This is a genomic window from Hyphomonas sp. (assembly GCF_965284475.1).
Classification (GTDB): Bacteria; Pseudomonadota; Alphaproteobacteria; order Caulobacterales; family Hyphomonadaceae; genus Hyphomonas.
In genome coordinates this window covers 1268898-1292113 of record NZ_OZ260087.1, presented here as the reverse complement: position 1 = coordinate 1292113, position 23216 = coordinate 1268898, and the positions used below count along the sequence as shown (strand labels likewise).

Sequence of the window (23216 nt, the reverse complement as noted above, 5' to 3'; positions counted from 1 at the left end):
CAGCCCATGAAGCCTTCGGCCTGGCCCTTCCAGTCGTCGCGTTCCATGCGGCCCTGGAAGCTGAGCTCTTCCTCGAGCTCGGCAATCTGGGCGTCATCGAGTGCAGCAATCTGCCAGAAGTGGAAAATGCCCGCTTCATGAAGCTTTTTCTCGAACGCCGGACCGACGCCCTTGATCTGCTTCAGGTCGTCGGCATCACCCTGCGGGCCTTCGAGACGGCCGCGCGCGTCAAGCGACGAAGCGTCACCTGCCTGGATGCCATCGGACGAGGCTGGTGTGGCTTCGACTTTTTCGGATGTCGCCTTGGCAGGCTTGCCAACCGAAGAGGAGGCAAGGGCTGCACCGAGGATGTCACCCAGCGAGGCGCCGGCATCTGCCGAACCGTACTGTGCCACGGCATCTGCTTCTTCTGCGATCTCGAGGGCCTTGATCGACAGCGAAACACGGCGCGAGCCGCGATCCACGGTAAGGACCTTGGCGTCGACCTTGTCGCCGACAGCGAAACGCTCAGGACGCTGGTCTGCACGGTCGCGGCTGAGATCGGAGCGGCGGATGAAGGATTTCATTGCCGGTGAGCCGAACTCGACTTCGATGCCGCCCGAGGTGATCTCGGTGACGGTGCAGGTGACGATGGCGCCGCGCTTGATGCCCGAGCCGCCGTCTGCAGGCGCTTCGATCGGGTCGCCGCTAAGCTGCTTGATGCCAAGCGAGATACGCTCTTTCTCGATGTCGACATCGAGAACGCGCGCCTTGACCATGTCGCCCTTGTTGAAGCCTTCAATGGCCTGCTCGCCGGATTTGTCCCAGGCGATGTCATTGATGTGTACCATGCCGTCGAGATCGGGGCCGAGGCCGACGAACAGGCCGAACTCGGTGATGCCGCGGACTTCGCCTTCGATTTCGGTGCCGACCGGGTGTTCAGCCACGAATGCGGTCCATGGATTGTCCATGGTCTGCTTGAGGCCGAGCGAGATGCGGCGCTTGTCGCTGTCGACGTCCAGCACTTCCACGTCAACTTCCTGTGTCGTGGAAAGGATCTTGCCGGGATGCACGTTCTTCTTGGTCCAGCTCATTTCGGAGACGTGGATCAGGCCTTCGACGCCATCTTCCAGTTCCACAAACGCGCCGTAATCGGTGATGTTCGTGACCTGGCCCTTGAGCCGTGCGCCGACCGGGTAACGCGAATCGATGCCGTCCCACGGGTCGGAACCGAGTTGCTTCATGCCGAGCGAGATACGCTGGGTGTCCGGGTTGATCTTGACGATCTGCACTTCGACTTCCTGGCCGACTTCAACAACCTGCGAAGGATGGTTGATGCGCTTCCAGCTCATGTCGGTGACATGCAGAAGGCCGTCAATGCCGCCGAGGTCCACGAACGCACCGTAATCGGTGATGTTCTTGACGATACCTTTGCGGACATCGCCTTCTTTCATGTCGGACACGATTTCGGCACGCTGTTCGGCACGGCTCTCTTCAAGGATGGCGCGGCGCGAGACAACGATGTTGCCGCGTGTGCGGTCAAGTTTGAGGATGGCGAACGGCTGGATCTCACCCATCAGCGGGCCAACGTCGCGCACCGGACGGATATCCACCTGGCTGCCGGGAAGGAAGGCGTTGACGCCGCCGAGGTCGACGGTGAAGCCGCCCTTGACGCGTCCGGAAATGGCGCCCTTGACGGGCTCTTCCTTGGCGAAGCTGCGCTCGAGCTTGATCCAGCGCTCTTCGCGGCGGGCCTTGTCGCGCGAGAGGACGGCGTCGCCGAGGGCGTTCTCGATCCGGTCGAGATACACGTCGATGATGTCGCCGGGCTTGGGCTGGTCATCTTCGAGTGCGAATTCCTTGGTCGGGATACGGCCTTCTGTCTTGAGGCCGATATCGACGAGAACGTTTTCGTTCTCGATGCGAATGACGGTAGCCGGAATAACCTGGCCTTCCTGCATCGCGCCCGCGGCAGCGGACGATTCGAACATTGCCGCGAAATCGTCGGTTGATGGGTTCATCTTGTCAGTCATTGTGTCTCCGGGGTACGGGGCGAACGGTTCAAGGCGGGCCTGCACCATTGCAGCCCGCGTCGGAACGACCCGTTAGAGTGGTCTGTCATCTTCAGAGCGGTACCGCCTGTTTGGATTTGAGCCCTTTTGAGGCCCTTCAAACGGTCTTTCCACGAGCAAGAACGGCCTCAACGGCCGCAATCGCCTTCTCCACTGCCGCGTCTATAGTCAGATCAGTCGTATCTATCAAGATGGCATCTGTTGCGATCGTCGCAGGGGCATCCTTGCGAGACTGGTCGCGTTCATCGCGAATCCGCATCTGCCGAATGACTTCCTCGAGACTGATGACTTGCCCATAGCCGAGATATTCGCGCCAGCGCCGGTAGCCGCGCTGCTCGACATTGGCATCGACCCAGAGTTTCACGTCGGCGTCCGGCGCGATCACGGTGCCGATATCCCGCCCGTCCAGGAGGGCGCCGCCGGGCTGGGTCGCAAAGGCGCGCTGCAGGCCGAACAGGGCGCGGCGGACTTCCGGCACGACGGCGACCTGGCTGGCGGCCTTGCCGGCTTCGCCAGTGCGCAGTTCAGCATCCGAAAAGGCGGCCGGATCCAGCGTGGCGGCGATGCGCTCAAGGCCTTCGGCATCGTCGAGGGCGACGCCCTGCCTGATCGCGGCAATACCCGTCGCCCGGTAGAGGCAGCCGGTGTCCATGTGGGGCAGGCCATACTTCGCCGCGAGGCGCTTGGCGATGGTGCCCTTTCCCGAGGCGGTCGTTCCGTCAATGGCGATGATCATGATCGCGGGGATTGGGGGAGCGCAGGCGCCAAGTCAAGCATATGCGTTCAGGTCGTTTGCGCCGGCTCCGCGACGAAGCCTTTCCAGGTCTTCATGTAGGTAAGGAATGCGGTCCCGAGTCCTTCGGCCTTGAGGTGGTCTTCCGGCACGGGCAGGGCGATGGGCACGAACGCCGGGTCGGCCTCCACCTTCTTCGGGAGATCATGGTGCAGGATCGCTGCCCGGCCGATCACCACGAAGTCGAGGCCCTCGTCCATCGCGCGCTGGCAGTGCGCCCCGGTCGTGATCTTGCCCGCCGCGCCGAGGCGGCAGGTGCCGCGTGGCAGTGCGCTGAACCATTGCAGCAGCGACTTGCCCTTGAACGCAGTGTCTTCCGGCTCCTTGAAAACATCCCAGAGAGACATGTCGAGATAGTCGACCTTGCCGCCCTGCATCAGGTCGCCCGCAAGGCGCAGGATCTCGCCTATGTCCATGCCGAACCGCTCCGGTGACAGGCGCACGCCTACGGAAAAGTCCTTCCCGCAGGCCGCGCGGACCCCGTTGAGTATCTCGTCGAGAAAGCGTCGGCGGTTCTCGAAACTGCCACCATATTCATCTGTCCGCAAATTCACCTCGGCCGAGAGAAACTGGCAGATCAGGTAACCATGCGCACCGTGCAGTTCCACGCCGTGGAAGCCCGCTGCCTCCGCCCGCTGCGCCGCAGCGATGAAGGCGTCGCGGGAGTCTTTGACTTCATCGAGGCTCAGGGCCCGGGCGCTGAATTCGTCGTTGATCGACGGGCAGTGCGGTGCCTCTCCGATCAGCTCCCTGGGCGAGCGCATCCCGGCATGGTGCAGCTGCACAACCGAATGGGTACCTTCCGCGTTCAGGGCTGCCGCCAGCCGCGAGAGGCCGGGCAGGTGCTTGTCATCAAAAATGCCGAGCTGGCCGGGAAAGCCCTGTCCCTTCGCCTGCACATGTGCCGCGCAGGTCATGGTCAGGCCAAAGCCACCCTTGGCCCGCAGGGTCAGCCAGCGGAACTCGTCATCGCTGAGCACGCCGTCAGCATGGCTCTGGAGGTTGGTGAGGGGCGCCAGCATGAAGCGATTCTTCAGGGCCGGCCCGCGGGGAAGGGTCAGGGGGGAGTGAAGGGAGGTCATCTGTCCATGAAGCCTCCCAGGTCCCGCGCGTCAATTTCTTCCGCTGGGGCAGGGCGCCGCGCGGGTGTCAGGTCACTTACCCCTCTGAAATATCGGCGCCCAGCGTGGCCATGTGGGCGAGGAAGTCCGGATAGCTGGTGGCGATCATGGCAATGTCATCGACGCTGACGGGGGTCTGTGCGGCGGTGCCCATGACGAGGGCGCTCATGGCGATGCGGTGGTCGTGGCGGGTTTCGACCAGGCCGCCGCCGGGGGGCGGGCCGCCGCAGCCCTGAACCACGAAGCCATCCTCGCGCTCTTCGGCCTCGACGCCATTGGCGCGCAGCATGTCGACAACGGCTTTCACCCGGTCGGTTTCCTTGACGCGGAGCTCTTCTGCGCCGGTGACTACGGTCTCGCCAGTGGCGAAGGCGGCGAGCACGCCGAGGATCGGGAATTCGTCAATCATCGCGGGCACGAGGCGTTCGGGAACAGCGCGGCCGATCAGCGCTACGGTGCCGGACTGAATGTCGATCAGGCGTTCGCCCGCTGCATCGCCTGTATCCTCGGCGCCGAGACGCGCGCCCATGATCGCGGCGAGATCAAAGAAGCCGGAGCGGGTCGGGTTGGACATGACGCCTTCGACCATGACATCCCCGTCAGGCGAGATCAGGCCTGCGGCGATCAGGAAAGCCGCCGAGGACGGGTCACCGGGGATGGCCGCCTCGATGGCCGAGAGTTTCTGGCCGCCGACAAGCGAGATCGTGCGGGCCTGGCCGTCGCCGCGTGTGACGCCGATATCGACGCCGAAGCCACGAAGCATGCGCTCGGTATGGTCGCGGGTGGGCCTGGCCTCTTCGACGCGGGTCGTGCCCTGGGCATTGAGGCCCGCGAGCAGGACGGCGGACTTGACCTGGGCGGAGGCCTGGGGCGGGGCATAGGTGATGGCCTTGAGAGCGGCCGAGCCAGTGAGGCGGAAGGGCAGGCGGCCATGGGGCTCGGCCGTATCGGTGAGGCCCATGCTGCGCAGGGGGTTGAGGATGCGGTTCATCGGGCGGGCGCTGAGGCTGGCATCGCCGCAAAGCTCTGCGGTCAGGTCATAGCCCGCCATCAGGCCCATCATCAGGCGCGAGCCAGTGCCGGAATTGCCGAAATCGAGCGGGGCGGCGGGTGATAAGAGGCCGCGCCCGCCTGTGCCGGCCACCGTCCACTCGCCCGGGCCAGTGCGCTTGACGACTGCGCCGAGAGCAGCCATCGCCGCGCCGGTGCGCAGGACGTCATCGCCTTCCAGCAGGCCAGTGAATTGGCTGGTACCGTCAGCGATGCCGCCCATGATAAGGGCGCGGTGACTGCACGATTTGTCTCCCGGCGCGCGGATTATGCCTTTCAGGCGGCTGACAGGGCGGCTGGTCCAGACCATGGGGATATTCCGTTTGCGCAGTTCTCAGGAGATTCGGGCTTTGACAGCGCGCAGCGTTCATGGCAAGCGCCCGCCAGACCAAAATCATTGAAACACCGGAGGGAGCCGCCCCGTGTCGAAAGACAAACTCGGAACCAAGCAAGTCTGCCCTGACTGCGAAGCCCGCTTTTACGACCTCCACAAACGCCCCGCTGTTTGCCCCAAATGCGGAAACGAATTCGACCCCGAGGACGAGGTCATCAAGACCACGATCACCAAGGTGAAGGCAAAGGCCGCGCGCGCCGCCGTCAAGTCTGACGATGACGACGAGGATGATGACGAGGATGAAGATCACGTCGTCGCCAAGGGCAAGGGTGATGATGACGAGACTGATGACGAGGAAGACGATATCGAGGACGAGGACGATGCCAAGGAACTCGGCGGCGAAGAAGCTGAAGTGATCCTTGAAGGCGCCTCGGAAGATGACGAGGAAGAGGCAACCGGCGCCAAGGTGCCGGCTGGCTTCTCCGAAGAAGGCGTTGATGACGATGATGATGACGATGTCATCCTCGATGATGATGACGATGACACGTTCGACATCGACGCGGATGATGATGACGATGATGATGATCCGCTCGTGCTTGACGATGAGGATGAAGATTAGGGCTTGAAAGGCGCGCCCGGCGCGTCTACTTCTCGCCCTTCCCAGAATGGGGCCATAGCTCAGTTGGGAGAGCGCTTGCATGGCATGCAAGAGGTCGTCGGTTCGATTCCGTCTGGCTCCACCATTCTTCAGATTTAGCGGATTCCGTTTCGGCGCACTGCGCCTTGCCTGAACCAGTTCAGGGTTGTCATTACACCGCGAAAGACCGCTGCGTTTACCGCCGAAGCGGCTGGTTTGGCTTCACTATACTGTGAACATTGTCTCACATATGCCACATCCAGGCGCTTGAAGCGGCCACATTGATCCCCCACCTTCATAGGGAACGAAGGGTCTGCCCCCGAGGCACAGCCACCGGCTCTGGCGTTCGGTATCTGTCTCGTGACGGAAAGGATTGGAACGATGACGACTGAACTGAAAACGAACCCGTTTGAAAGCGATGCCTTTGTCTACATCCGCCACCTGGATGAAGACGAATTGCAGACGCTGATGCCCGCCAATGCAATCAGCCAGATCAAGGATCCGGACGAATTGTTTGTCGTCCTGTCAGCAGACGGCGTACGCCTCGCTGTTGTCGAAGGGCGCGATGCGGCCATTGCGGCTGCGCTTGCAAACGACCTGAAGCCGCTCAGCGTCCACTGATACGGCCTTAACCACCCCTTGCTTTTCCCCGGTTTGAAGATGACACTCGTGTCACAATAAACCGGGGAGGACACGGGATGACTTATACGAAATGGACCGTCGCGGCGGCGGCACTGGTGCTGACGGCCTGTGGCCCGAAGCCCGCCGATACGCCCGCAGCTGATGTGGACGCATTGCCAGCCGTGGTTTCCACTGAAGGCGACTTCGCGACCAATCTCCAGACAGCCCTGATCGAGGCCCGGCCCGGCGATACCGTGCGCCTGCCCGAAGGCACGTTCAAACTGGCGACCGGCCTGTCACTGGATGTCGACGGGGTGACCGTTCTGGGCGCCGGGCAGGAGAAGACCATACTCGACTTTTCAGACCAGACCGGCGCGGGCGAAGGCCTGCTGGTGACGTCCGATGATGTCACGCTGACAGGTTTCGGCATACGCGACACCAAGGGTGACGGGATCAAGTCCAAGGGCGCTGACCGCATCGTCTATCGCGACTTGACGGTCGACTGGTCGGGCGAGCCGGATGAGGACAATGGCGCCTATGGCGTCTATCCGGTGGAATCACGCGACGTGCTGGTCGAGAATGTGACCGTGCGGGGCGCGTCCGATGCCGGGATCTATGTCGGCCAGTCGCACAATATCATCGTGCGCAACTCGCTGGCCGAATTCAACGTGGCGGGAATCGAGATCGAGAATTCCAGCAATGCGGATGTCTATGGCAATGTCACCCGTGACAATACCGGCGGCATCCTGGTGTTCGACCTGCCTGACCTGCCGGTGATTGGCGGGCATTCGACGCGTATTTTCAACAATCAGATCGTGCACAACAATACGCGCAATTTTGCGCCGCCCGGAAATATCGTGGCGGGCGTGCCGTCCGGTACGGGTGTCATCATTCTGGCCAATCGCAATGTGCATGTGTTCGACAATGACTTTGCCGACAACCGTTCTGCGCATGTCCTGCTGACAGCCTATACCGAACCGTTCACCGATGAGCGCTACAATCCGCTGCCGCGCGACGTGGTGGTGCGCAATAATCGCTGGTCGGGCGGCGGCGCTGATCCGCAGGGCATGCTTGCGCCGCTTGCCGAGGCGCTTGGCGGCGCCCTGCCTGCGATCGTGTCTGATGGTGTCACGCGGTGGCCCGGCGCCGAAGCGCAGGCGGCCAACCTGGTCATCGACGAGGCACCGGAGATCGGTTTCGTGAATCTGGGGATTGGCGCCTATCCGATTGATCCGGCGGCCATGTCGCCCAGTATGGAGCGGCCACAGGGAACACCTGTGCCGGAACCGGCGGCTGTGACGCTGCCGCAGGATGCCGAATAGGGCCCTGCGCGATGAAGCAACTGGTCTGCCTTGTCCCCGCACTGGTCCTGCTGGCTGCGTGCAGCGCGCAGGGCAGCGTGTCCGGCGGTCCGGACACGGACGTGCTAATGGCCGACACGCCCGCGCCGAAACTGGCCGATTATGGCTTTTTCGAAGATGCGGGGGCGGACAGGCCGGTTGACGGTGTCGTGCCCTATGACCTGATCAATCCGCTTTTCTCCGACCATGCCATCAAGCACAGGTTTGCCTATGTGCCGAAAGGCAGGGCGGCGGCCTATTCGGCCGATGATGTGTTCGACTTTCCCATCGGCAGCGCGCTGATCAAGACGTTTGCCTTTGTACCGGACATGCGGGCGCCGGGGGTGCGCGAGTACAAGGTCGAGACCCGCTTGCTGGTCCGCAAGGCCGATGGCTGGGAGGCGTTTCCCTATGTCTGGAATGCGGAGGGGACAGAGGCGACTTATGCGCCTGCAGGCGGGCGGCAGGCCATATCGGTCGTGGACGCATCCGGCGATGCGCTGTTGATTGATTATGCCATTCCCAACAAGAACCAGTGCAAGACCTGCCATCAGGATGGCGACGACGTGCTGCCCATCGGGCCGAAGGCCCGCAACCTGAACCATGACGGTCCGGCGGGCGTGAACCAGATAGCTGACTGGCGGGCGCGTGGCATGCTGGCGGGGGTGACCGGCCACGTGCCGGCCGCGCCTTCGGTGCTTGATGCCAGCCTGCCGGTGGCTGGCCGGGCGCGTGCTTATCTCGATATCAACTGTGCCCATTGCCACAAGGCCAGCGGCTCGGCGTCAAATTCCGGCCTGTGGCTCGAGGCTGGGGAGATGTCCGATGTCAAGCTCGGCATCGGCAAGCACCCGACGGCAGCGGGGCGGGGATCTGGTGGCATTACGTTCGTCATAGCACCGGGCGATCCTGACCAGTCGATCCTGACCTACCGGATGGAATCGTCCGAGGCGGGCGTGGCCATGCCGGAACTGGGGCGCAGCGTGATCGACGCCGAGGGCGCCGCGCTGGTGCGCGCGTGGATTGCCAGCATGGAAACAGAGGCAGGCTCTGATAAAGGGGCGCCATGACGGACACTATGCAGATATGGGTCGATGGCGATGCCTGCCCGGTGAAGGACGAGGTCTATCGCGTGGCGGTGCGCCATGACGTGCCCGTTATCGTCGTCGCCAATACCTATCTGCGTATTCCGGAGCACAGACTGATCTCGCGCCAGATTGTCAGTCATGGCTTTGATGCGGCCGATGACTGGATTGCCGAACGAGCGAACGCTCGGAGCGTTGTCGTGACCGCCGACATCTTGCTGGCCGACAGGTGCCTCAAGGCGGGTGCGCGCGTGATCGGACCGACGGGAAAGCCGTTTACGGATGATTCAATCGGGGCGGCTGTTGCGACGCGCGCCATTCTTGCCGATTTGCGGGTTGGCATCAGCGAAGCGGGTGCGCCGCGGGCTGGCGGGCCCGCGCCATTCACTAAAGCCGACCGGTCGCGATTCCTGTCGGCGCTGGACGAGGCGCTGGTCGCGCTGAAAAAGGGCGGTTAAGCGCCATCCCTTGCGCGCCTCCTGTGTTCTTGCCATGACAGGACCAGTCCGCGCCGCCTTGGCGCCCATGCCGGGGATGCCGTTTGAGCCAGTCTTCCATACGCCTCGAGATCAACGCGCCGTTTGGCGAGATCATTCTCAACAAGCCGGAAAAGCGCAACGCCTTGTCGGTCGACATGTGGGCGGCGATTCCTGAGCTGATGGCCCGTGTTACAGCGGCGGAAGCCGTCAAGGTTATTATCCTGCATGGCGGAGAGGCAGGCGCGTTTGCTGCAGGCGCCGACATTTCCGAATTTGCGACGATCTATTCCACCCCGGAGGCGGCTGCGCAGTCCGGCGATACGATTGCTGCGGCGCTGAACGCAGTAGAGCATTCTCCGAAACCTGTTATCGCCGCAATTGATGGGGCCTGCGTCGGCGGCGGCATGAGCCTCGCCATGGCTGCCGACCTGCGCGTGGCAGCCGAAGGGGCGCGGTTCGGCATCACGCCCGCCAAGCTCGGGATCGTCTACCCTGCGGGCGATACGCGCCGTCTGGTGACCGCCATCGGCGCCGCGCGGGCCAAGGATATCCTGTTCACGGCGCGCATCTTTGATGTCACCGAGGCAGAGGCGCTCGGCCTGCTCAATCGCGTGGTGGCAAAGGGCCAGGCGCTGGCAGGCGCCCGCGCGCTGGCGGAGGCTGTCGCGGCGAACTCGCAATGGTCGGTGCGGGCGATCAAGCACATGGTGGCCGGTGTGGAGGCCGGATGGGCCGATAATGGGCCCGAGGCGTCTGCGCTGTTCATTGACGGCTTTTCCAGCGAGGATTTCGTTGAAGGCTATTCCTCTTTCCTGGAAAAGCGTCCACCCCGGTTCACGTTCAAATGATCGCTGATGCCTTTGCCCGGCTGCGCGCTGTCAGGCCCGGCCCGGCCCGGATCTATATTGCCGGGTGCAGCGGCGAGCCTGTTGCGCTGGCAGCTGCTCTGAGGGGCGCGCCCGAACTGGCGCGGGACCTGACATTCATTGGCGTGCCTGTGCCAGGGCTGAACCGGACGGACTGGACCGCGCTGCATGCGACGGCGCGTGCGCAGATGCCCTTCATGTATGGCGACATGCGCGCCGGGTTTGACGCGGGCCGGATCAGGCTGCTGCCGATGCATTATAGCGACAGCTATCGTGACATGGTCAGCGGTCCGATTGATCTCGGTGTGGTGATGGTGTCGCCGCCGGAAGCCGATGGAAGGGTGAGCCTTGGCGTGTCGGCGGATTTTTCGGGGGCCATTCTGGCGCGGACGGATATTCCCGTCATGGCCATTGTGAACCGGAACATGCCGGCGCCGGCCGATACGATGCGCGTTCCGCTGAGCCGGTTTGCCGTTGTGGCGAGGGATGACACGCCGCTGGTTGAACTGACACAATCCACCTTGCCGCCGGTGTTTGCGGCAATCGGGGAGACGATTGCAGACCTTGTCGGCACGCAGCCGGCCTGCCTGCAATTCGGGATCGGGAATGTGCAGCAGGCGGTGCTGAAGGCGCTGTCGGATGCGGGCGGCCGGGCGAACCTGCGCATTCATTCCGGACTGGTGACGGATCCGGTTGTGGGCCTGATCGATGCGGGACGGGTCATGGATGTGCCCGGGGCGATCCTGACGGGGGTCGCGATGGGGACGGGCGGGCTGTATGAGCAGGCGGGCAGGGATCGGCGCTTCCGTTTCCGCGCAGTGGATGTGACCCATGGCATTGACGTTCTGGCGGCCATCGACCGTTTCGTGGCGATCAATTCCGTGCTGGAGGTGGACCTGTTCGGGCAGGCCAATGCGGAATTCATGAACGGGCGTCAGGTGTCCGGCATAGGTGGACTTGCCAATTTCCTGCGCGGGGCAGCCGCGTCGAATGGCGGGATGCCGATTGTTGCCCTGCCATCGACAGCCGCAAGGGGAACGGTCAGCCGCATTGTTGCGCGTCTCGGCCCGGAGGCCGTCAGCGTGCCGCGATCCGACATCGCCTGGGTTGTGACCGAGCATGGTGCGGTAAACCTGCGCGGCGCGGATATCGACACGCGGGCCGAACGCCTGATCTCGATTGCCGATCCGAGCCACCGCGATGACCTTGCGGCGGCTTGGTCAGAAATGCGCATGGCACTCTAGGGGCTCAGTCGCGGTAACGGCCGCGATACGCTTGATCGTCATAGTCATCGTAGTGGTCGTGATAATCGCGCCGGGGCCCATCAAGCGATCGTTCGCGTTCCCAGCAGGCGCAGTCGCTTTTCCATGCATAGGCCTCTCCGCGTCCGTTAACGCGCAGGTGTGAGCTGGAATACGAGCCGTCATCCGTGTTGCCATACATATCGGCATAGCCGTCGCCATCACTGTCGCAGACATAGAACGTGCCGGTATTCGAACACCCCCGGGGACCAAGGTACTGTCCGTAGGAGTAGGCAGACGGCCAGCCGGAATAGGTGGAGAAGGCATGAGGCGCATAGGGTGAGTAGAGTGTGCCGGAAGGCGGGTAATACGCAGACTGGTAGGCGGATTGATAAGAGGCTTCGGCCATTCCCTCCGAGAAGGCGGCCAGGTCAGCCGAAGTGCAGCCGCTCATGGCTGCGGCCAGGGCGCAGGCACCTATCAGGTTCGTCTTCATGGTTTCCCCTCCTTTGAGGCCTCAGGCTATCTTCAGGTTCCGTGCGAGGTCAAACCGGATTTGCCAGGGTGAATCGCGCAGACACCGATCATTTGCCCTTAACGCCTGCCATGCTAAAGCGCTGTTCATGAACGCAATCACACTGCACAAGGGCGATCTGCCCAGGAATCTCGACTTCGGCCCGGTGGTTGCCATCGATACCGAAGCCATGGGCCTCAATCCGCTGCGCGATCACCTGACACTGGTGCAGCTGTCATCGGGCGACGGCACGGCGCATCTCGTGCAACTGGGGCGCGATTTCAACTGCCCGAACCTGAAGGCCCTGTTGAGCGACCCGAAAGTCATCAAGCTGTTCCACTTCGCCCGGTTCGACGTGGCCATGATCCGGCATTGGCTGGGTGTCGACTGCGCGCCGATCTGGTGCACGAAAATTGCCTCCAAACTGGCGCGCACCTATACCGACAGGCATGGCCTGAAGGATGTGGCGCGCGAAATTGCAGGCGTCGACCTGTCCAAGGCGCAGCAGAGTTCTGACTGGGGCGCGAAAGACCTGTCGGATGCGCAGTTGCAGTATGCTGCATCGGATGTGTTCCACCTCCACGTCATCAAGGAGGGGCTGGAAGCCATGCTGATCCGCGAGGGGCGGCTGGAACTGGCGCAGGCCTGCTTCAATTTCCTTCCGACGCGGGCCGCGCTCGACCTGGCAGGATGGGGTGAACAGGACATTTTCGCGCATTCGTGACGCAACCGTCATGTGCAGGGCGCTTTCGTTTCGCCCGCATCGACTGTAAACACGGCCGACAGGACTTTGTAACAGGCCGCAGGCGCATTCATGGACGCAGTCAAGCATCACGATCCGGCATCGCTTTGGGTGCCCCGCCGGCAGATGACGCTGGCCGAGGCGCGTAAGCGGTCCGATCTGGTGCGAGGCCTGCGCGTATTGTTCATGGCATGCGCAGCCGTCTCCATCGGCCTCTTCCTCGGATATATCATCAAGAGTGCGCTGACGCGGGATGCGGTTCCCGTGAGTATCTCGGGCGAGGAAGTCGTCACGATGCTGAATCCGCGGTTCACCGGGCGCGATTCGACCGGTCAGAGCTTCACAATCACGGCCGAGGCGGCGCGGCGCAAGGAATTGACGGCCAATGCCGTCAACCTTGTCGGTCCAATCCTGCGCGATGCGGCGGGCAGTGAAGTGCGCGCGCCCTCGGGCATGTATGACCGGGATGCCGGCATTCTGGAATTGTATGATGACGTCGTGATAACCGATGCGTCGGGCTATTCCTTCAAGACGGCGGCGGCCCGCGTCCATGTCGGGCAGGACTGGGTGGAAGGCCTTTCGCCGCTGGAGGGCAAGGGCCCGCTAGGTGATATTCGTTCGGATTCGTATGAAATTCTTGACGGTGGCAACCGGGTCGTCTTTCAGGGTAATGTAAAAACAGTGATTTATCCGGCGGAACCTGACACGCCGGTAGCCGACGAAGGTGGTGCAGATGGCAATCCATAAGTTTCTGGGCGCGGCCCTGGCTGTTTCGGCGCTTGCAGCGCCTGCCATGGCGCAGATCTCGTCCGAAGGCGGCCCGATCTATATCGATTCCGAGCGCACCGAGAGCCTCGAGCGCGAGCGCAAGGTGCTGTTGATCGGCAATGTTGACATCCAGCAGGGCACGGCCAGGCTTCGCGCTGATACGGTAACGATCATTTTCACCGGCAGGACTGGCGGCGAGACTGGCGGTGTCGGCTCCGGCTTCGGCCAGATCGAGACCATGGTTGCTGAAGGCAATGTGTTCTACGTGACACCGGAAATGAAGGCCAAGGGGGATCGCGGCGTGTATGATGCAGCGGTCGATACGATCACGATGACAGGCAATGTGGCCCTGATGCGCGAACGGGATGTGGCCGAGGGCCAGACCCTGAAACTGGAAGTCGGCAAGCGCCGCACGACGCTGGATGGCGGGACCGGGCGCACCCGAATGGTGATCGAATCCGATCAGGATACGGCAGGCAACTGAAAAATTCGAGCAATGGCGTGAAGCCGATCTTAAGTATGTCAGGCTATGCCATAACGGGGCGACGAGACTGCCCGTGAACAGGGACACATCACGAGATGACTGAAGCGGCCGAAGGCCTTGTCGTTAGGAATATTGCCAAATCCTTTGGCAAACGACAGGTGGTGCGCGACGTTTCTCTGTCCTTGCAACGCGGGGAAGTTGTCGGCCTGCTTGGACCCAACGGGGCCGGCAAGACGACCTGCTTTTACATGATCATGGGCCTGATCGGCGCAGATTCCGGATCGATTTCGATCGATGGGGAAGATGTGACGCGCCTGCCAATGTACCAGCGCGCACGCCTCGGTGTGGGCTACCTTCCTCAGGAAGCCTCCATTTTCCGGGGAATGTCAGTGGAAGAAAACGTCATGGCGGTGGCAGAACTGGTTGAAAAAGACCGGTCTGCCCGCATGGCACAGGTCGACAGCCTCCTGAGCGAGCTGCATGTGGAACATCTTCGCGGCCAGGCGGCCACATCCCTTTCGGGAGGTGAACGTCGCCGTGTCGAGATTGCACGTGCACTGGCATCGCGTCCGAGCTTCATGCTACTGGATGAACCGTTCACCGGCATCGACCCGCTCGCCATCTCCGACATTTCCGAACTTGTCCGCTACCTGAAGCAGCGTGGCCTGGGCGTCCTGATTACGGACCACCAGGTGCGCGAAACGCTGCAGATCGTGGACCGGGCCTATGTCATGTATGATGGTGACGTCCTGTTCAACGGCACGCCTGAAGACGTGCTGAAGAATGATGACGTTCGCAGGGTCTATCTGGGTGAACAGTTCGCCGCTTGATTCAAAGGGCGCGGGCTTAAGGAATGAAACAGTCACTCGACATGCGCCAGGGCCAGTCCCTGGTAATGACGCCGCAGCTCCAGCAGGCGATCAAGCTGTTGCAGCTTTCCAATCAGGAACTCGCCGAATTTGTCGAGGCCGAGATCGAGCGCAACCCGTTGCTCAACAAAGCAGACGATAATGCCGGCGAACCGGCCGAGCCGGGCGAAGCGCCAGCGCGCCGTGAACAGCTGTCCCTGGATGACAATTCCGGCATGGGCGCAGCCCGCGACCAGCTCGATGCACCGGGCGAAGATGTGTTTGAACCGGGCACGGGATCGGATGCTGCCCTGCCGGCGGAAGGCTCCGGCCCTTCGGCCCAGACCGACTGGTCGAGCGCCACATCGGGCGGCAGCTTCAATAGCGAGGAATATGATTTTGCTGCGAACCTGAGCTCTGACGCCACCTTGCAGGAGCACCTGCACAACCAGTTGAACATTGCCGGCCTGTCGGCGGCGGACCGCCTGATCGGCGCGCGCCTGATCGACGAGACGGACGAGGCCGGTTACCTGCGCGCGCCGCTGGAAGATGTCGCCAAGGCGCTGGGCGCGGACATTGCCAATGTTGCCGCCGTGCTGGAGGTTTGCCAGGGCTTCGAGCCGACCGGCGTGATGGCGCGCTCGATTCCCGAATGCCTGACGCTGCAGCTGAAGGAACGCGGCCGGTTTGATCCGGCAATGGAAATCATGCTCGACAATCTGGATATGGTGGCCAGGCATGACCTGAAGGCGCTGGCGGACAAATGCGGTGTGGACAAGGCCGACCTTGCAGACATGCTGACCGAGCTGCGCCAGCTGTCACCGAAACCGGGCAGCGGCTTTTCCAGCGATACGACGATTGCCGTGGCACCGGATGTTTTCGTGCGCGAGCTTCCCAATGGCACGTTTGCCGTTGAACTGAATTCCGAGACATTGCCGCGCGTGCTGATGGACAAGGCGTATTATGCCGAGGTCACGGCCCTGCCGATGCGCGACAAGGAAAAGGAATTCATCTCCGAGTGTGCATCAAGCGCGTCCTGGCTCATAAAATCGCTCGATCAGCGTGCCCGGACGATCCTGAAAGTCGCGAGCGAGATCGTGCGTCAGCAGGATGCCTTCTTCGCGCACGGCGTGGCGCACCTGCGGCCGCTGAACCTGAAACAGGTGGCTGATGTGATCGAGATGCACGAATCCACGGTCAGCCGGGTAACGTCAAACAAGTATATGGCAACGCCGCGCGGCCTGTTCGAGCTGAAATATTTCTTCTCCGCCTCGATCCCGGCCACTGGCGGCGGCGAGGCGCATTCTGCTGAAGCCGTGCGTCACCGGATCAAGGTGCTGATCGACGGCGAGACGGACGATGGCGTCCTGTCGGATGACCAGATCGTCGAAATCCTGACCGGCTACGGCATCGACATCGCCCGGCGCACCGTGGCCAAGTATCGCGAGAGCCTGAACATCCCGTCCAGCGTCCAGCGCCGCCGCATCAACCGCGCGAGCGCCTGAGGCCGGTTATTCGGTTACAGGTTCCGCCGTCTCAAACATTTCGTTGAGATAGGCGGCAAGGCGCACGCCGCCCATGGACAGGCGTTGGCGCAGGACGGGGCGGCTCCGGTAGACATAATCCCAGGACAGGATCTGCGTATCGGGATAGATCGTGTCGCGGATGGCGGCGCTTTCGTCGGCCCAGTCGGACGGGCCTGCCTTGGCCCAGTCGCCAAGCTGGTCCGGTGTTATCTTCTGGACGAGCCATTGCGTCCATTCGGTATAGGACAATTCCTCATGCTCGATCAGGCGTGCGTCCCAGACTTCATGCAGGTTGGTCATTTCCTCGAAGAAGGTGCAGGTGAAAAGATTGCCGCCGCGGTCGGTGCCATTGCCCGCATGCAATGGCTGGTGCAGGTCGCCGACGAGATGGACGATGAAACGCAGGGCAAGCTGGCGGTCTTCTGTCGAGGCATCCGGGTTGAGCGCGATGGTGCGGAATTTTGCGAGCGCGGTGATGGCATCGCCCTCCGGCGGGGCCGTGCCTTCGGCATAGGTCGTACCCTTGGGGACCGTCACATAATGATAGGGGTTTGCTTCCGACCGCCAGAAAGCGTCAGGGTTGGAGCGCATGAAATCAGGCCAGTCGGATGCTTCGGCAATGCCTTCCGGCCCCAGTATATCCTTCACGGCCGCGTCCGCAGTCTGGCTGAGATAGGTCTGCGCAACGGCGCCGACGACGCGGTGGCCGGTCTTGCCCCAGGCATGGGCGGGAAGAGCGGCGGCTAGGGTGAGCAGAAGGGGAAGCAGGAGGCGGGTCATGGGGGCGGTCTCCGGGTCTGGACGTGTGCCCGGACCTCAAGAGGATTTGTGGCGCTGGGTCAATGCCGCCTCGCGGGTATTATTGCCACGTTTGGCGCATGAGACGGTCAACTTCGGCACGCTGCGGCAGGCTCGGCTGGGCGCCTGGGCGGGTGCAGGCAAGTGCGCCGGCCGTCACCGCAAAGCGCAGGGCGTCGGGCTCCGGCATGGCTTCGATCAGGGCGACGGTCAGGGCGGCAGTGAATGTGTCACCTGCGCCGACCGTGTCGACAACCTGGACCTGCGGCGGGGCCTCACGGGCGATTTCCCTGCCGTCTCGGTAGAGCGCGGCGCCGTCGCCGCCGCGCGAGACGGCCACCAGTGCGCCATGCGCATGCAGCGCGTCCCCATAGAAGGCCGCTTCGGTTTCGTTGACGCAGAGCAGGCTGGCGCGGGCGAGGAGCGCGCCCGGCACGGCCATGGCGGGGGCAAGGTTCAGGCTGACAAAGCCGGTTGCCGCCTCGGAGGCTGCCAGCAATGTATCGGCGCTGATTTCCAGGACGCCCATCATGTGCGTGATTGCGTGTCCTGCAACGTCTGCCGGCCTGAGGGCCTTGTTGGCACCAGGGCAGACCACGATCAGGTTCTCGCCATCGGCCGCGACGGCGATCAGCGCAACACCGGTGGTTTCACCATTGATGTGCTGCACACCGGAAAGGTCAACGCCGCCGGCCTGCAGCAGCTTCAAAGCTTCCTCGGCCATCTCGTCTGCACCGACCGCGCCGATGAGGCGCACGTCTGCACCGAGCCGCCGCGCGGCCAGGGCCTGGTTGGCGCCCTTGCCGCCGGGGTGGCGTGCGAGGCGGGCATTTGTGACTGTTTCGCCGGGCCTGGGCAGGCTGGGACCGGTGGCGACGATGTCGAGATTGATGGAGCCGGTCACGGTGATCATGTGTTGCTTACCAGTCGTTCGATCAGGGCGAAGAATCCATCGGCATCAGCCACGGTCACCCATTCGTGCGGGCCGTCGTGAGACGGGGCGACGCGGGTTTGCCCGAAACGGTCTCCCGGTACGGTGTCGGCGGTGACGGTTGCCTGACGACTTCCGAACAGGTCAGGCGCCAGCAGCCAGGCGATGGTGGACGGGTCGTGCATGGGCGTCATGCGGCCTTCCTTCCAGCGCGCTTCCAGCACATTGGCCGCCTCCAGCAGCTGCACCATGATCGCGACGCGCGGCCCCGGCAATGTACGCAGGGCGGCGAGGCGCTCGGGCTCGGCGCGCACCTGGTGGGTGACATCGAGACTGAGCAATGTGGCCGGGATGGCGCTGTCGAGGACGATCGCGGCGGCGTGCGGGTCAGCAAAGATGTTGAACTCGGCGAACGGTGTGATGTTGCCCCCCTCGGTATCGGCACCGCCCATGATGACCAGCCGGTCAATGCCGCGTGCAATGTCCGGCGCCATGATGATGGCGGTCGCGATATTGGTCAGCGGACCGGTCACGACGATCGTGTATTCGCCAGGCTTTGCCGCGCGTAGCGTGTCGATCAGGTGCTGGACTGCATGGCCCGCCGCGAGCGGCACATCGGGTTCGAACGGGTCGAGGCCCGCAATCCCGCTATCGCCGTGAAAATGTTCTGCCGTGACAGGCTCGCGCAAGATCGGGCGGGGGCATCCGGCGAAAACCGGCAGGTCGGCCCGGTCCATGATCTGACACATCATGCGCGCATTCCGGCTGGTCAGGTTCAGCGGCACATTGCCGGCCACTGTCGTTATAGCGCGCACGTCCAATGCCGGGCTGGCCAGCGCCATCATCAGCATGACGGCGTCATCGACCCCCGGATCGCAGTCTATGATGATCGGACGTTGCACCATGCGTTCCTCGGCTTCCCTTTTCTCTGGCCTTGTGGGCCGGTTGGCGGGCATGCTAACCAACAGGCCCGTCCGGGCAAGCGAGATCAGGCGGTGAACTGTTTTCAACCCACGGAAAGCTTGGGATATTTTATGACAAATCTGTCTGAAACAGATGTTTCATCCCTGATTGCAGCCGCGCGCAAGGCGCGCCTGAATGCCCATGCGCCGTATTCGCGGTTCAAGGTCGGCGCTGCGGTGCTCGACGAACGCGGTGTGGTCTCGGTGGGCTGCAACATGGAGAATGCCGCTTACCCGCTTGGCACATGTGCGGAAGCCGTCGCCCTGGGCACGATGGTGGCGTCCGGCGGCAAGACGTGCCGGGCCATCGTGATCGTGGCAGGCGGGGACAGGCTGATTACCCCATGTGGCGGGTGTCGCCAGCGGATCGCCGAACTTGCAGTGGCCGGAACGCGGGTCTGTTGCGCCGCCGAAGAGGGTGACGCGATAGAAATGACCACGCCGGAAGCGCTTCTGCCGAACGGCTTCGCGTTCTAGGGACGGGCTGCTTTGAGGTCATCGAGCATCGCGCGGAAAGCCGGGGAAATCTCCGGGCTGTCCATATGGAGACCGTAGGCGTCAAAGACCATGTCGATGGTGACGCGTTCCTTCTTGCGGCCGACAAGGCGGGCGACCATCCGGCTTTCGGCGACAATCCTGCCCTTTGACTGAAACGCGTGTTCGAACAGGATATAGCTGCCTTCCCAGCCGACGGGCCGGGTGTGCAGCTCGAACTTCTGCGGGAAGCGCATCATGCGGTGAAAGCTGATTGCCTCGCTCTGGATGATCGGCGTCCAGCCATGCTTGCGGAAGACCCTCAGGAACCCGGTACGCGCGATGTAATTGAGCATGCCGAGATCGGTGAACGAGGCGTAACGCGAATTGGTCATGTGCCCCATCGGGTCATGATCACCGATCCAGACCGCTGACTTGATGACGTGCACGTCCAGCGGGGCTGTGCGCTTTCCCGAAAAATATGCGGGAAGGAATATTCTGAGGAACCGAAAAAAAAGGTTCATGACTGCCTCTCGCTCCCGACGATCCGCCTTTCACGGGCTATCGCCTGACGGCCCGCTCCCGGCCTGCATCCTGCAAACGCCAGACCGCAGGCGAGTCTCGCAGTGACACGCTAATAAAACATGAGAGAGCAGGGCGCGGCCCCCATATGCGGCCGCGTCAATCCCGGGACGTCAGCTTCCGGATGCGCTGGAGAAGCCCCTTCAGGCGGTCCGACAGCGGGGTGTCTGTCCTGTCCTGCGCGGCTGACCGGATGGCATCACGAACCGTGGGCGGTATCTCGCCTGAACTGCCGCCATTGAGGTGCGGCTTGGGAAGGGCGGGCGAGGGGCCATCTTCATCATCATGCGTCAAGGGAGGATGCTTTCTTGGCCCGCCGCAGCATGGCGCGTTCAGGGGTGATCGACTGGGGCATTCTGCGCGCGGGGACTAGCGCAAGAGCTCGCTGAGCTGTTCGAGGGAGAGGTAGACAGACTCTCCGTCAACGGCCGGGATCCTGACGATGTCCGTCTCGAGGGCGTCGGCGAGATAGGCGAGATAGAGCGTTTCAATCGTGTCGGACAGTATTTCTGCCGGGGGCGGAATTTCCTGCTCGAGAATCTGCAGCAGGAAGCCGGCGACAATGCGCTCTGCAACCTCCTCATCGCCCGTGGCGGTCCAGGTGATCGCCCTGAGATGGACGATCGACTGCTCCAGCCCATCGGCGAAAGCCTCAAACGTGACGGGATCCGGCACACCTGGGATTTTACTGTTCAATAGCATCTGCTGTCCCCCACACGTTCGACTACGCACATACTGAGCATGTGGAATTCTACCGGGCGGGGCATACGCGAAGAATACGCAGAATTACCTAGGCGATTGCGCACAGCCCGGGGGGAGACGGGATGAAAAAAAAAGGCGGCACAAGCGGCCGCCTTGATCACTGTTTGATAGTCAGCCTGCCGGATCAGTCGAGGATTGTGACTTCAACGCGGCGGTTGGCTGTTCGGCCGGCCACGGTGTCATTGTCCGCAACCGGGCTCGACTCGCCTTTACCAAGCGTCTCGATACGGATTGCATCAATACCTGTGGACGCAAGATAGGCGCCTACAGAAGCAGCCCGGCGTTGTGACAGGTCCTGGTTAAACGCATTATCGCCCTGCGCATCAGTATGGCCAACGACCTGTATGCGCGCCTCTGGCTGCTTGCCAAGAAAGCTTGCAAGCGGAGCCAGCCGGCCTTGTGCGCCAGAGGTCAGGACAGCTGAATTCGTCGCGAACTGCAGATCCTGAAGGATCATGGTCATGCCAAGCGCGGATTGCTTCAGCTCATAGTCAGCCAGTTCTTCGCGGAGGGCCTGTGCACGGGCTTCCGATTGCGCTGCCAGGGCCCGTGATGTCGCGGCACTGGCATCAGACTGATCGGCGCGCGCCTCCGCGGACGCGGTTTGCAACTGTGCATCCAGTGCTGCGGCCTCGGCGCGGGCGACCTCCAGCCTGCGGGTTTCCGCAACGATTTCAGCCCGTTCAGCGTTGAGGGCCGTAATCTCGGCTTCCGCTTTCATCTGGTCGCCGCGGGCCTTCGCCAGCGCGACATAGCCTTCGCCCATGCGGATCGCGTGGATATAGTCGTCCTCGTCGCGGTCCATATAATGTTCCCGCGCGTCATCGAGGGATACGCCGGCTTTTTCCAGCGATGTCCGCCCCATCTGCACGACGGCAGGATCGGCGCGGGCAGCCATCAGCGACTGTTCGGCGGTGATCAGGCGTGTGCTGGGCTCCGGCGCCGAGGCGCAGCCGGCAAGGGCCATTGAAAGCACCGCAACAGCGGCCGTGGTCTTGAGATAATGTGACATGATGTGGGTCTACCTTATGAGACGAGTTCGCGGCGAAGCGTTTCGATGCCGGTCTTGATTTCCGTCACGGTGCGTTCGAGGGCGTGGAGCTTGACTTTTTCCTTGACGATTTCGCCGTGCAGGGCGGCTTCCTGTGAGCGCCAGATCGATTCTTCATCGTGGCCCTTTGCTTCTGCATCGCGCGCTTCCTGAAGGCGCAGCTGGGTCTCCTGATAATCAACGGAGGCGGCCATAGCTGCATCCGCCGAATCGAGCGCCTCGATCTGCGCCTCTGTCTTCAGCAGCGTGTCACGCGCCTCGTCTGCAAAGGCTGCCGGCGCGGCCAAAAGCGTGCCTCCGAGCAATACCGCAACAAGTATCTTGTTCATTGTTAACTCCCTGAGGGCTCGTGCACCGATGTGCGGCCTGTCAAGGAGATGCGCTCGGAGGGGAAGGGTTCCATCCGCGCTGCATTTAGATTTCGGGGTCAGGTAGCCCGGGAGGCGCGCTCATCCGTCAGGACGCCCGGCCGGACTGATGAGGGGGAGTCGTATGCGGGGGTAGCGTTCAAACGCAATTCCAACGCGGTTCCGGCGTGAAGGCTACAGAGGCTACCACGCTCGCTACCACATTTTGGGTCCATCAGGCCGCCATCAACCACAAAACAAAGGACTCAACTCATGACCATTTCTATATTCGACCGCGCCTGCAAACTTCTCGTCACAGCGACCCTGGGCCTGGGTATCGCAATGTCTGCAAACGCCAACGCCATGGAAGAGACATTCCAGGTGGCTTTCGAGTTTTCGCGAGACAAACCCGTTCAAGAGACATACCTCGACTTCAAGGACGTTGCCGCAGATGCCTGCCAGCCCAGGGCGTGGGTGTCGATGTTGCGTGCACCGCACGCCTTCGTGAGGAAGTGTGAAGCCGAGCTTATGGAAAATGCCGTCACTGAAACGCGCTTTCCTGCGCTTGCCGCGTATCACCATCTACAGACCGGTCAGGTCGACCGTACACGTGTGGCGTCTCAGGACTAGTTGCCACCGCCTGAACCGTGGAAAAGCCTCGCGCATGCGCGAGGCTTTTTTCTTGGGCGCCACCTTTTTGCGCTTTGGTGCCCTCAAAAAGTGCTGATATTCGAGCTAGCCTCATGCGGTTCGGGAAATCCCGGGTTTTCGGTTCCTGCAGAGCCCGTGACGGCCTTACAAGTGTTTGC

The 23216-nt window shown here is 62.5% G+C and carries 26 protein-coding genes, 1 tRNA gene and 1 pseudogene; 15 read left to right on the top strand and 13 right to left on the bottom strand.

Going from position 1 to position 23216, the window contains the following annotated elements; genetic code table 11:
- Positions 1-332: 332 nt before the first annotated feature.
- The 4 genes and pseudogenes from rpsA to aroA form a co-directional block, all read right to left on the bottom strand.
- Positions 333-2012, bottom strand: a pseudogene (gene rpsA, locus ACQ66M_RS06065) (30S ribosomal protein S1); the annotation flags it as partial.
- 136 nt (positions 2013-2148) lie between these two features.
- Positions 2149-2787, bottom strand: coding sequence for a (d)CMP kinase (gene cmk / locus ACQ66M_RS06060; protein ID WP_350172712.1), 639 nt, complete (start codon positions 2785-2787; stop codon positions 2149-2151).
- Positions 2788-2834: 47 nt separating this feature from the next.
- The gene (locus ACQ66M_RS06055) at positions 2835-3926 is read right to left on the bottom strand and encodes an NADH:flavin oxidoreductase (protein WP_350172710.1); all 1092 of its coding nucleotides are present in this window, start codon (positions 3924-3926) and stop codon (positions 2835-2837) included.
- 76 nt (positions 3927-4002) lie between these two features.
- Positions 4003-5346 carry a 3-phosphoshikimate 1-carboxyvinyltransferase gene (aroA, locus tag ACQ66M_RS06050; RefSeq protein WP_430405128.1) on the bottom strand — a complete coding sequence of 448 codons (1344 nt, stop codon included), beginning with the start codon at positions 5344-5346 and terminating at the stop codon, positions 4003-4005.
- 91 nt (positions 5347-5437) lie between these two features.
- On the opposite strand from aroA, the gene ACQ66M_RS06045 reads away from it, so the two are divergent.
- The 8 genes from ACQ66M_RS06045 to ACQ66M_RS06010 all read left to right on the top strand — a co-directional run bounded on the left by ACQ66M_RS06045 (position 5438) and on the right by ACQ66M_RS06010 (position 11621).
- Positions 5438-5968, top strand: coding sequence for a TIGR02300 family protein (locus tag ACQ66M_RS06045; protein ID WP_350172708.1), 531 nt, complete (start codon positions 5438-5440; stop codon positions 5966-5968).
- A gap of 48 nt (positions 5969-6016) precedes the next feature.
- Positions 6017-6092, top strand: a tRNA-Ala gene (locus ACQ66M_RS06040).
- A 275-nt stretch (positions 6093-6367) separates the two neighbouring features.
- Positions 6368-6607, top strand: coding sequence for a DUF1150 family protein (locus tag ACQ66M_RS06035; protein ID WP_350172706.1), 240 nt, complete (start codon positions 6368-6370; stop codon positions 6605-6607).
- 77 nt (positions 6608-6684) lie between these two features.
- Positions 6685-7929, top strand: coding sequence for a parallel beta-helix domain-containing protein (locus tag ACQ66M_RS06030; protein WP_350172704.1), 1245 nt, complete (start codon positions 6685-6687; stop codon positions 7927-7929).
- Positions 7930-7940: 11 nt separating this feature from the next.
- The gene (locus ACQ66M_RS06025) at positions 7941-9017 is read left to right on the top strand and encodes an SO2930 family diheme c-type cytochrome (protein WP_350172702.1); all 1077 of its coding nucleotides are present in this window, start codon (positions 7941-7943) and stop codon (positions 9015-9017) included.
- Between the two features lie 8 nt (positions 9018-9025).
- Complete coding sequence (locus tag ACQ66M_RS06020; protein ID WP_350174114.1) at positions 9026-9490, top strand: YaiI/YqxD family protein; 465 nt, start codon at positions 9026-9028, stop codon at positions 9488-9490.
- Positions 9491-9573: 83 nt separating this feature from the next.
- Positions 9574-10359, top strand: a complete 786-nt coding sequence (locus tag ACQ66M_RS06015) for an enoyl-CoA hydratase-related protein (RefSeq protein WP_350172700.1) — start codon at positions 9574-9576, stop codon at positions 10357-10359.
- Positions 10356-11621 (top strand): acetyl-CoA hydrolase/transferase family protein, encoded by a 1266-nt coding sequence (locus ACQ66M_RS06010; RefSeq protein WP_350172698.1) that lies wholly within the window; start codon positions 10356-10358, stop codon positions 11619-11621. The genes ACQ66M_RS06015 and ACQ66M_RS06010 overlap by 4 nt, the downstream gene beginning before the upstream one ends.
- A 4-nt stretch (positions 11622-11625) precedes the next feature.
- On the opposite strand, the gene ACQ66M_RS06005 is transcribed toward ACQ66M_RS06010, so the two are convergent.
- Positions 11626-12114 carry a hypothetical protein gene (locus ACQ66M_RS06005; RefSeq protein WP_350172696.1) on the bottom strand — a complete coding sequence of 163 codons (489 nt, stop codon included), beginning with the start codon at positions 12112-12114 and terminating at the stop codon, positions 11626-11628.
- Positions 12115-12241: 127 nt separating this feature from the next.
- Here ACQ66M_RS06005 and ACQ66M_RS06000 point away from each other — a divergent pair, with 127 nt between their 5' ends.
- The 5 genes from ACQ66M_RS06000 (at position 12242) to rpoN (ending at position 16479) form a co-directional block, all read left to right on the top strand.
- The gene (locus ACQ66M_RS06000; protein ID WP_430402555.1) at positions 12242-12856 is read left to right on the top strand and encodes a ribonuclease D; all 615 of its coding nucleotides are present in this window, start codon (positions 12242-12244) and stop codon (positions 12854-12856) included.
- A 90-nt stretch (positions 12857-12946) separates the two neighbouring features.
- A complete protein-coding gene (gene lptC, locus ACQ66M_RS05995) occupies positions 12947-13621 on the top strand; it encodes an LPS export ABC transporter periplasmic protein LptC (RefSeq protein ID WP_350172692.1) in 675 nt (224 codons plus the stop codon).
- Positions 13608-14126, top strand: a complete 519-nt coding sequence (locus ACQ66M_RS05990; protein WP_350172690.1) for an LptA/OstA family protein — start codon at positions 13608-13610, stop codon at positions 14124-14126. Before lptC ends, ACQ66M_RS05990 begins: the two co-directional genes overlap by 14 nt.
- Positions 14127-14221: 95 nt before the next feature.
- Positions 14222-14956, top strand: coding sequence for an LPS export ABC transporter ATP-binding protein (lptB, locus tag ACQ66M_RS05985; protein ID WP_350172688.1), 735 nt, complete (start codon positions 14222-14224; stop codon positions 14954-14956).
- 23 nt (positions 14957-14979) lie between these two features.
- A complete protein-coding gene (gene rpoN, locus ACQ66M_RS05980; protein ID WP_430402553.1) occupies positions 14980-16479 on the top strand; it encodes an RNA polymerase factor sigma-54 in 1500 nt (499 codons plus the stop codon).
- Positions 16480-16485: 6 nt separating this feature from the next.
- On the opposite strand, the gene ACQ66M_RS05975 is transcribed toward rpoN, so the two are convergent.
- The 3 genes from ACQ66M_RS05975 to ACQ66M_RS05965 all read right to left on the bottom strand — a co-directional run bounded on the left by ACQ66M_RS05975 (position 16486) and on the right by ACQ66M_RS05965 (position 19131).
- The gene (locus tag ACQ66M_RS05975) at positions 16486-17280 is read right to left on the bottom strand and encodes a S1/P1 nuclease (protein WP_350172684.1); all 795 of its coding nucleotides are present in this window, start codon (positions 17278-17280) and stop codon (positions 16486-16488) included.
- Between the two features lie 79 nt (positions 17281-17359).
- On the bottom strand, positions 17360-18211 hold the full coding sequence (locus ACQ66M_RS05970; RefSeq protein WP_430402551.1) for a ribokinase: 852 nt from the start codon (positions 18209-18211) through the stop codon (positions 17360-17362).
- Positions 18208-19131, bottom strand: a complete 924-nt coding sequence (locus ACQ66M_RS05965; RefSeq protein WP_430402549.1) for a nucleoside hydrolase — start codon at positions 19129-19131, stop codon at positions 18208-18210. The genes ACQ66M_RS05970 and ACQ66M_RS05965 overlap by 4 nt, the downstream gene beginning before the upstream one ends.
- 132 nt (positions 19132-19263) lie before the next feature.
- Between ACQ66M_RS05965 and cdd the strand changes: the two genes are divergently transcribed.
- Complete coding sequence (cdd, locus tag ACQ66M_RS05960) at positions 19264-19668, top strand: cytidine deaminase (RefSeq protein WP_430402547.1); 405 nt, start codon at positions 19264-19266, stop codon at positions 19666-19668.
- Here the strand turns inward: cdd and ACQ66M_RS05955 are convergent.
- From ACQ66M_RS05955 to ACQ66M_RS05935, 5 genes are all read right to left on the bottom strand, one after another.
- Positions 19665-20189 carry a thioesterase family protein gene (locus tag ACQ66M_RS05955; RefSeq protein WP_350172676.1) on the bottom strand — a complete coding sequence of 175 codons (525 nt, stop codon included), beginning with the start codon at positions 20187-20189 and terminating at the stop codon, positions 19665-19667. The two genes, cdd and ACQ66M_RS05955, sit on opposite strands and share 4 nt — an antisense overlap.
- Positions 20190-20346: 157 nt before the next feature.
- Complete coding sequence (locus ACQ66M_RS05950; protein ID WP_350172674.1) at positions 20347-20541, bottom strand: hypothetical protein; 195 nt, start codon at positions 20539-20541, stop codon at positions 20347-20349.
- Positions 20542-20616: 75 nt separating this feature from the next.
- Positions 20617-20949: a hypothetical protein gene (locus ACQ66M_RS05945; RefSeq protein ID WP_430402545.1), complete on the bottom strand. Its 333-nt coding sequence runs from the start codon at positions 20947-20949 to the stop codon at positions 20617-20619.
- Between the two features lie 184 nt (positions 20950-21133).
- Positions 21134-22021: an OmpA family protein gene (locus ACQ66M_RS05940; RefSeq protein WP_430402543.1), complete on the bottom strand. Its 888-nt coding sequence runs from the start codon at positions 22019-22021 to the stop codon at positions 21134-21136.
- Between the two features lie 14 nt (positions 22022-22035).
- On the bottom strand, positions 22036-22389 hold the full coding sequence (locus ACQ66M_RS05935) for a hypothetical protein (protein WP_430402541.1): 354 nt from the start codon (positions 22387-22389) through the stop codon (positions 22036-22038).
- Positions 22390-22680: 291 nt separating this feature from the next.
- On the opposite strand from ACQ66M_RS05935, the gene ACQ66M_RS05930 reads away from it, so the two are divergent.
- Complete coding sequence (locus tag ACQ66M_RS05930) at positions 22681-23037, top strand: hypothetical protein (protein ID WP_430402539.1); 357 nt, start codon at positions 22681-22683, stop codon at positions 23035-23037.
- The last annotated feature ends 179 nt before the right edge of the window (positions 23038-23216 follow it).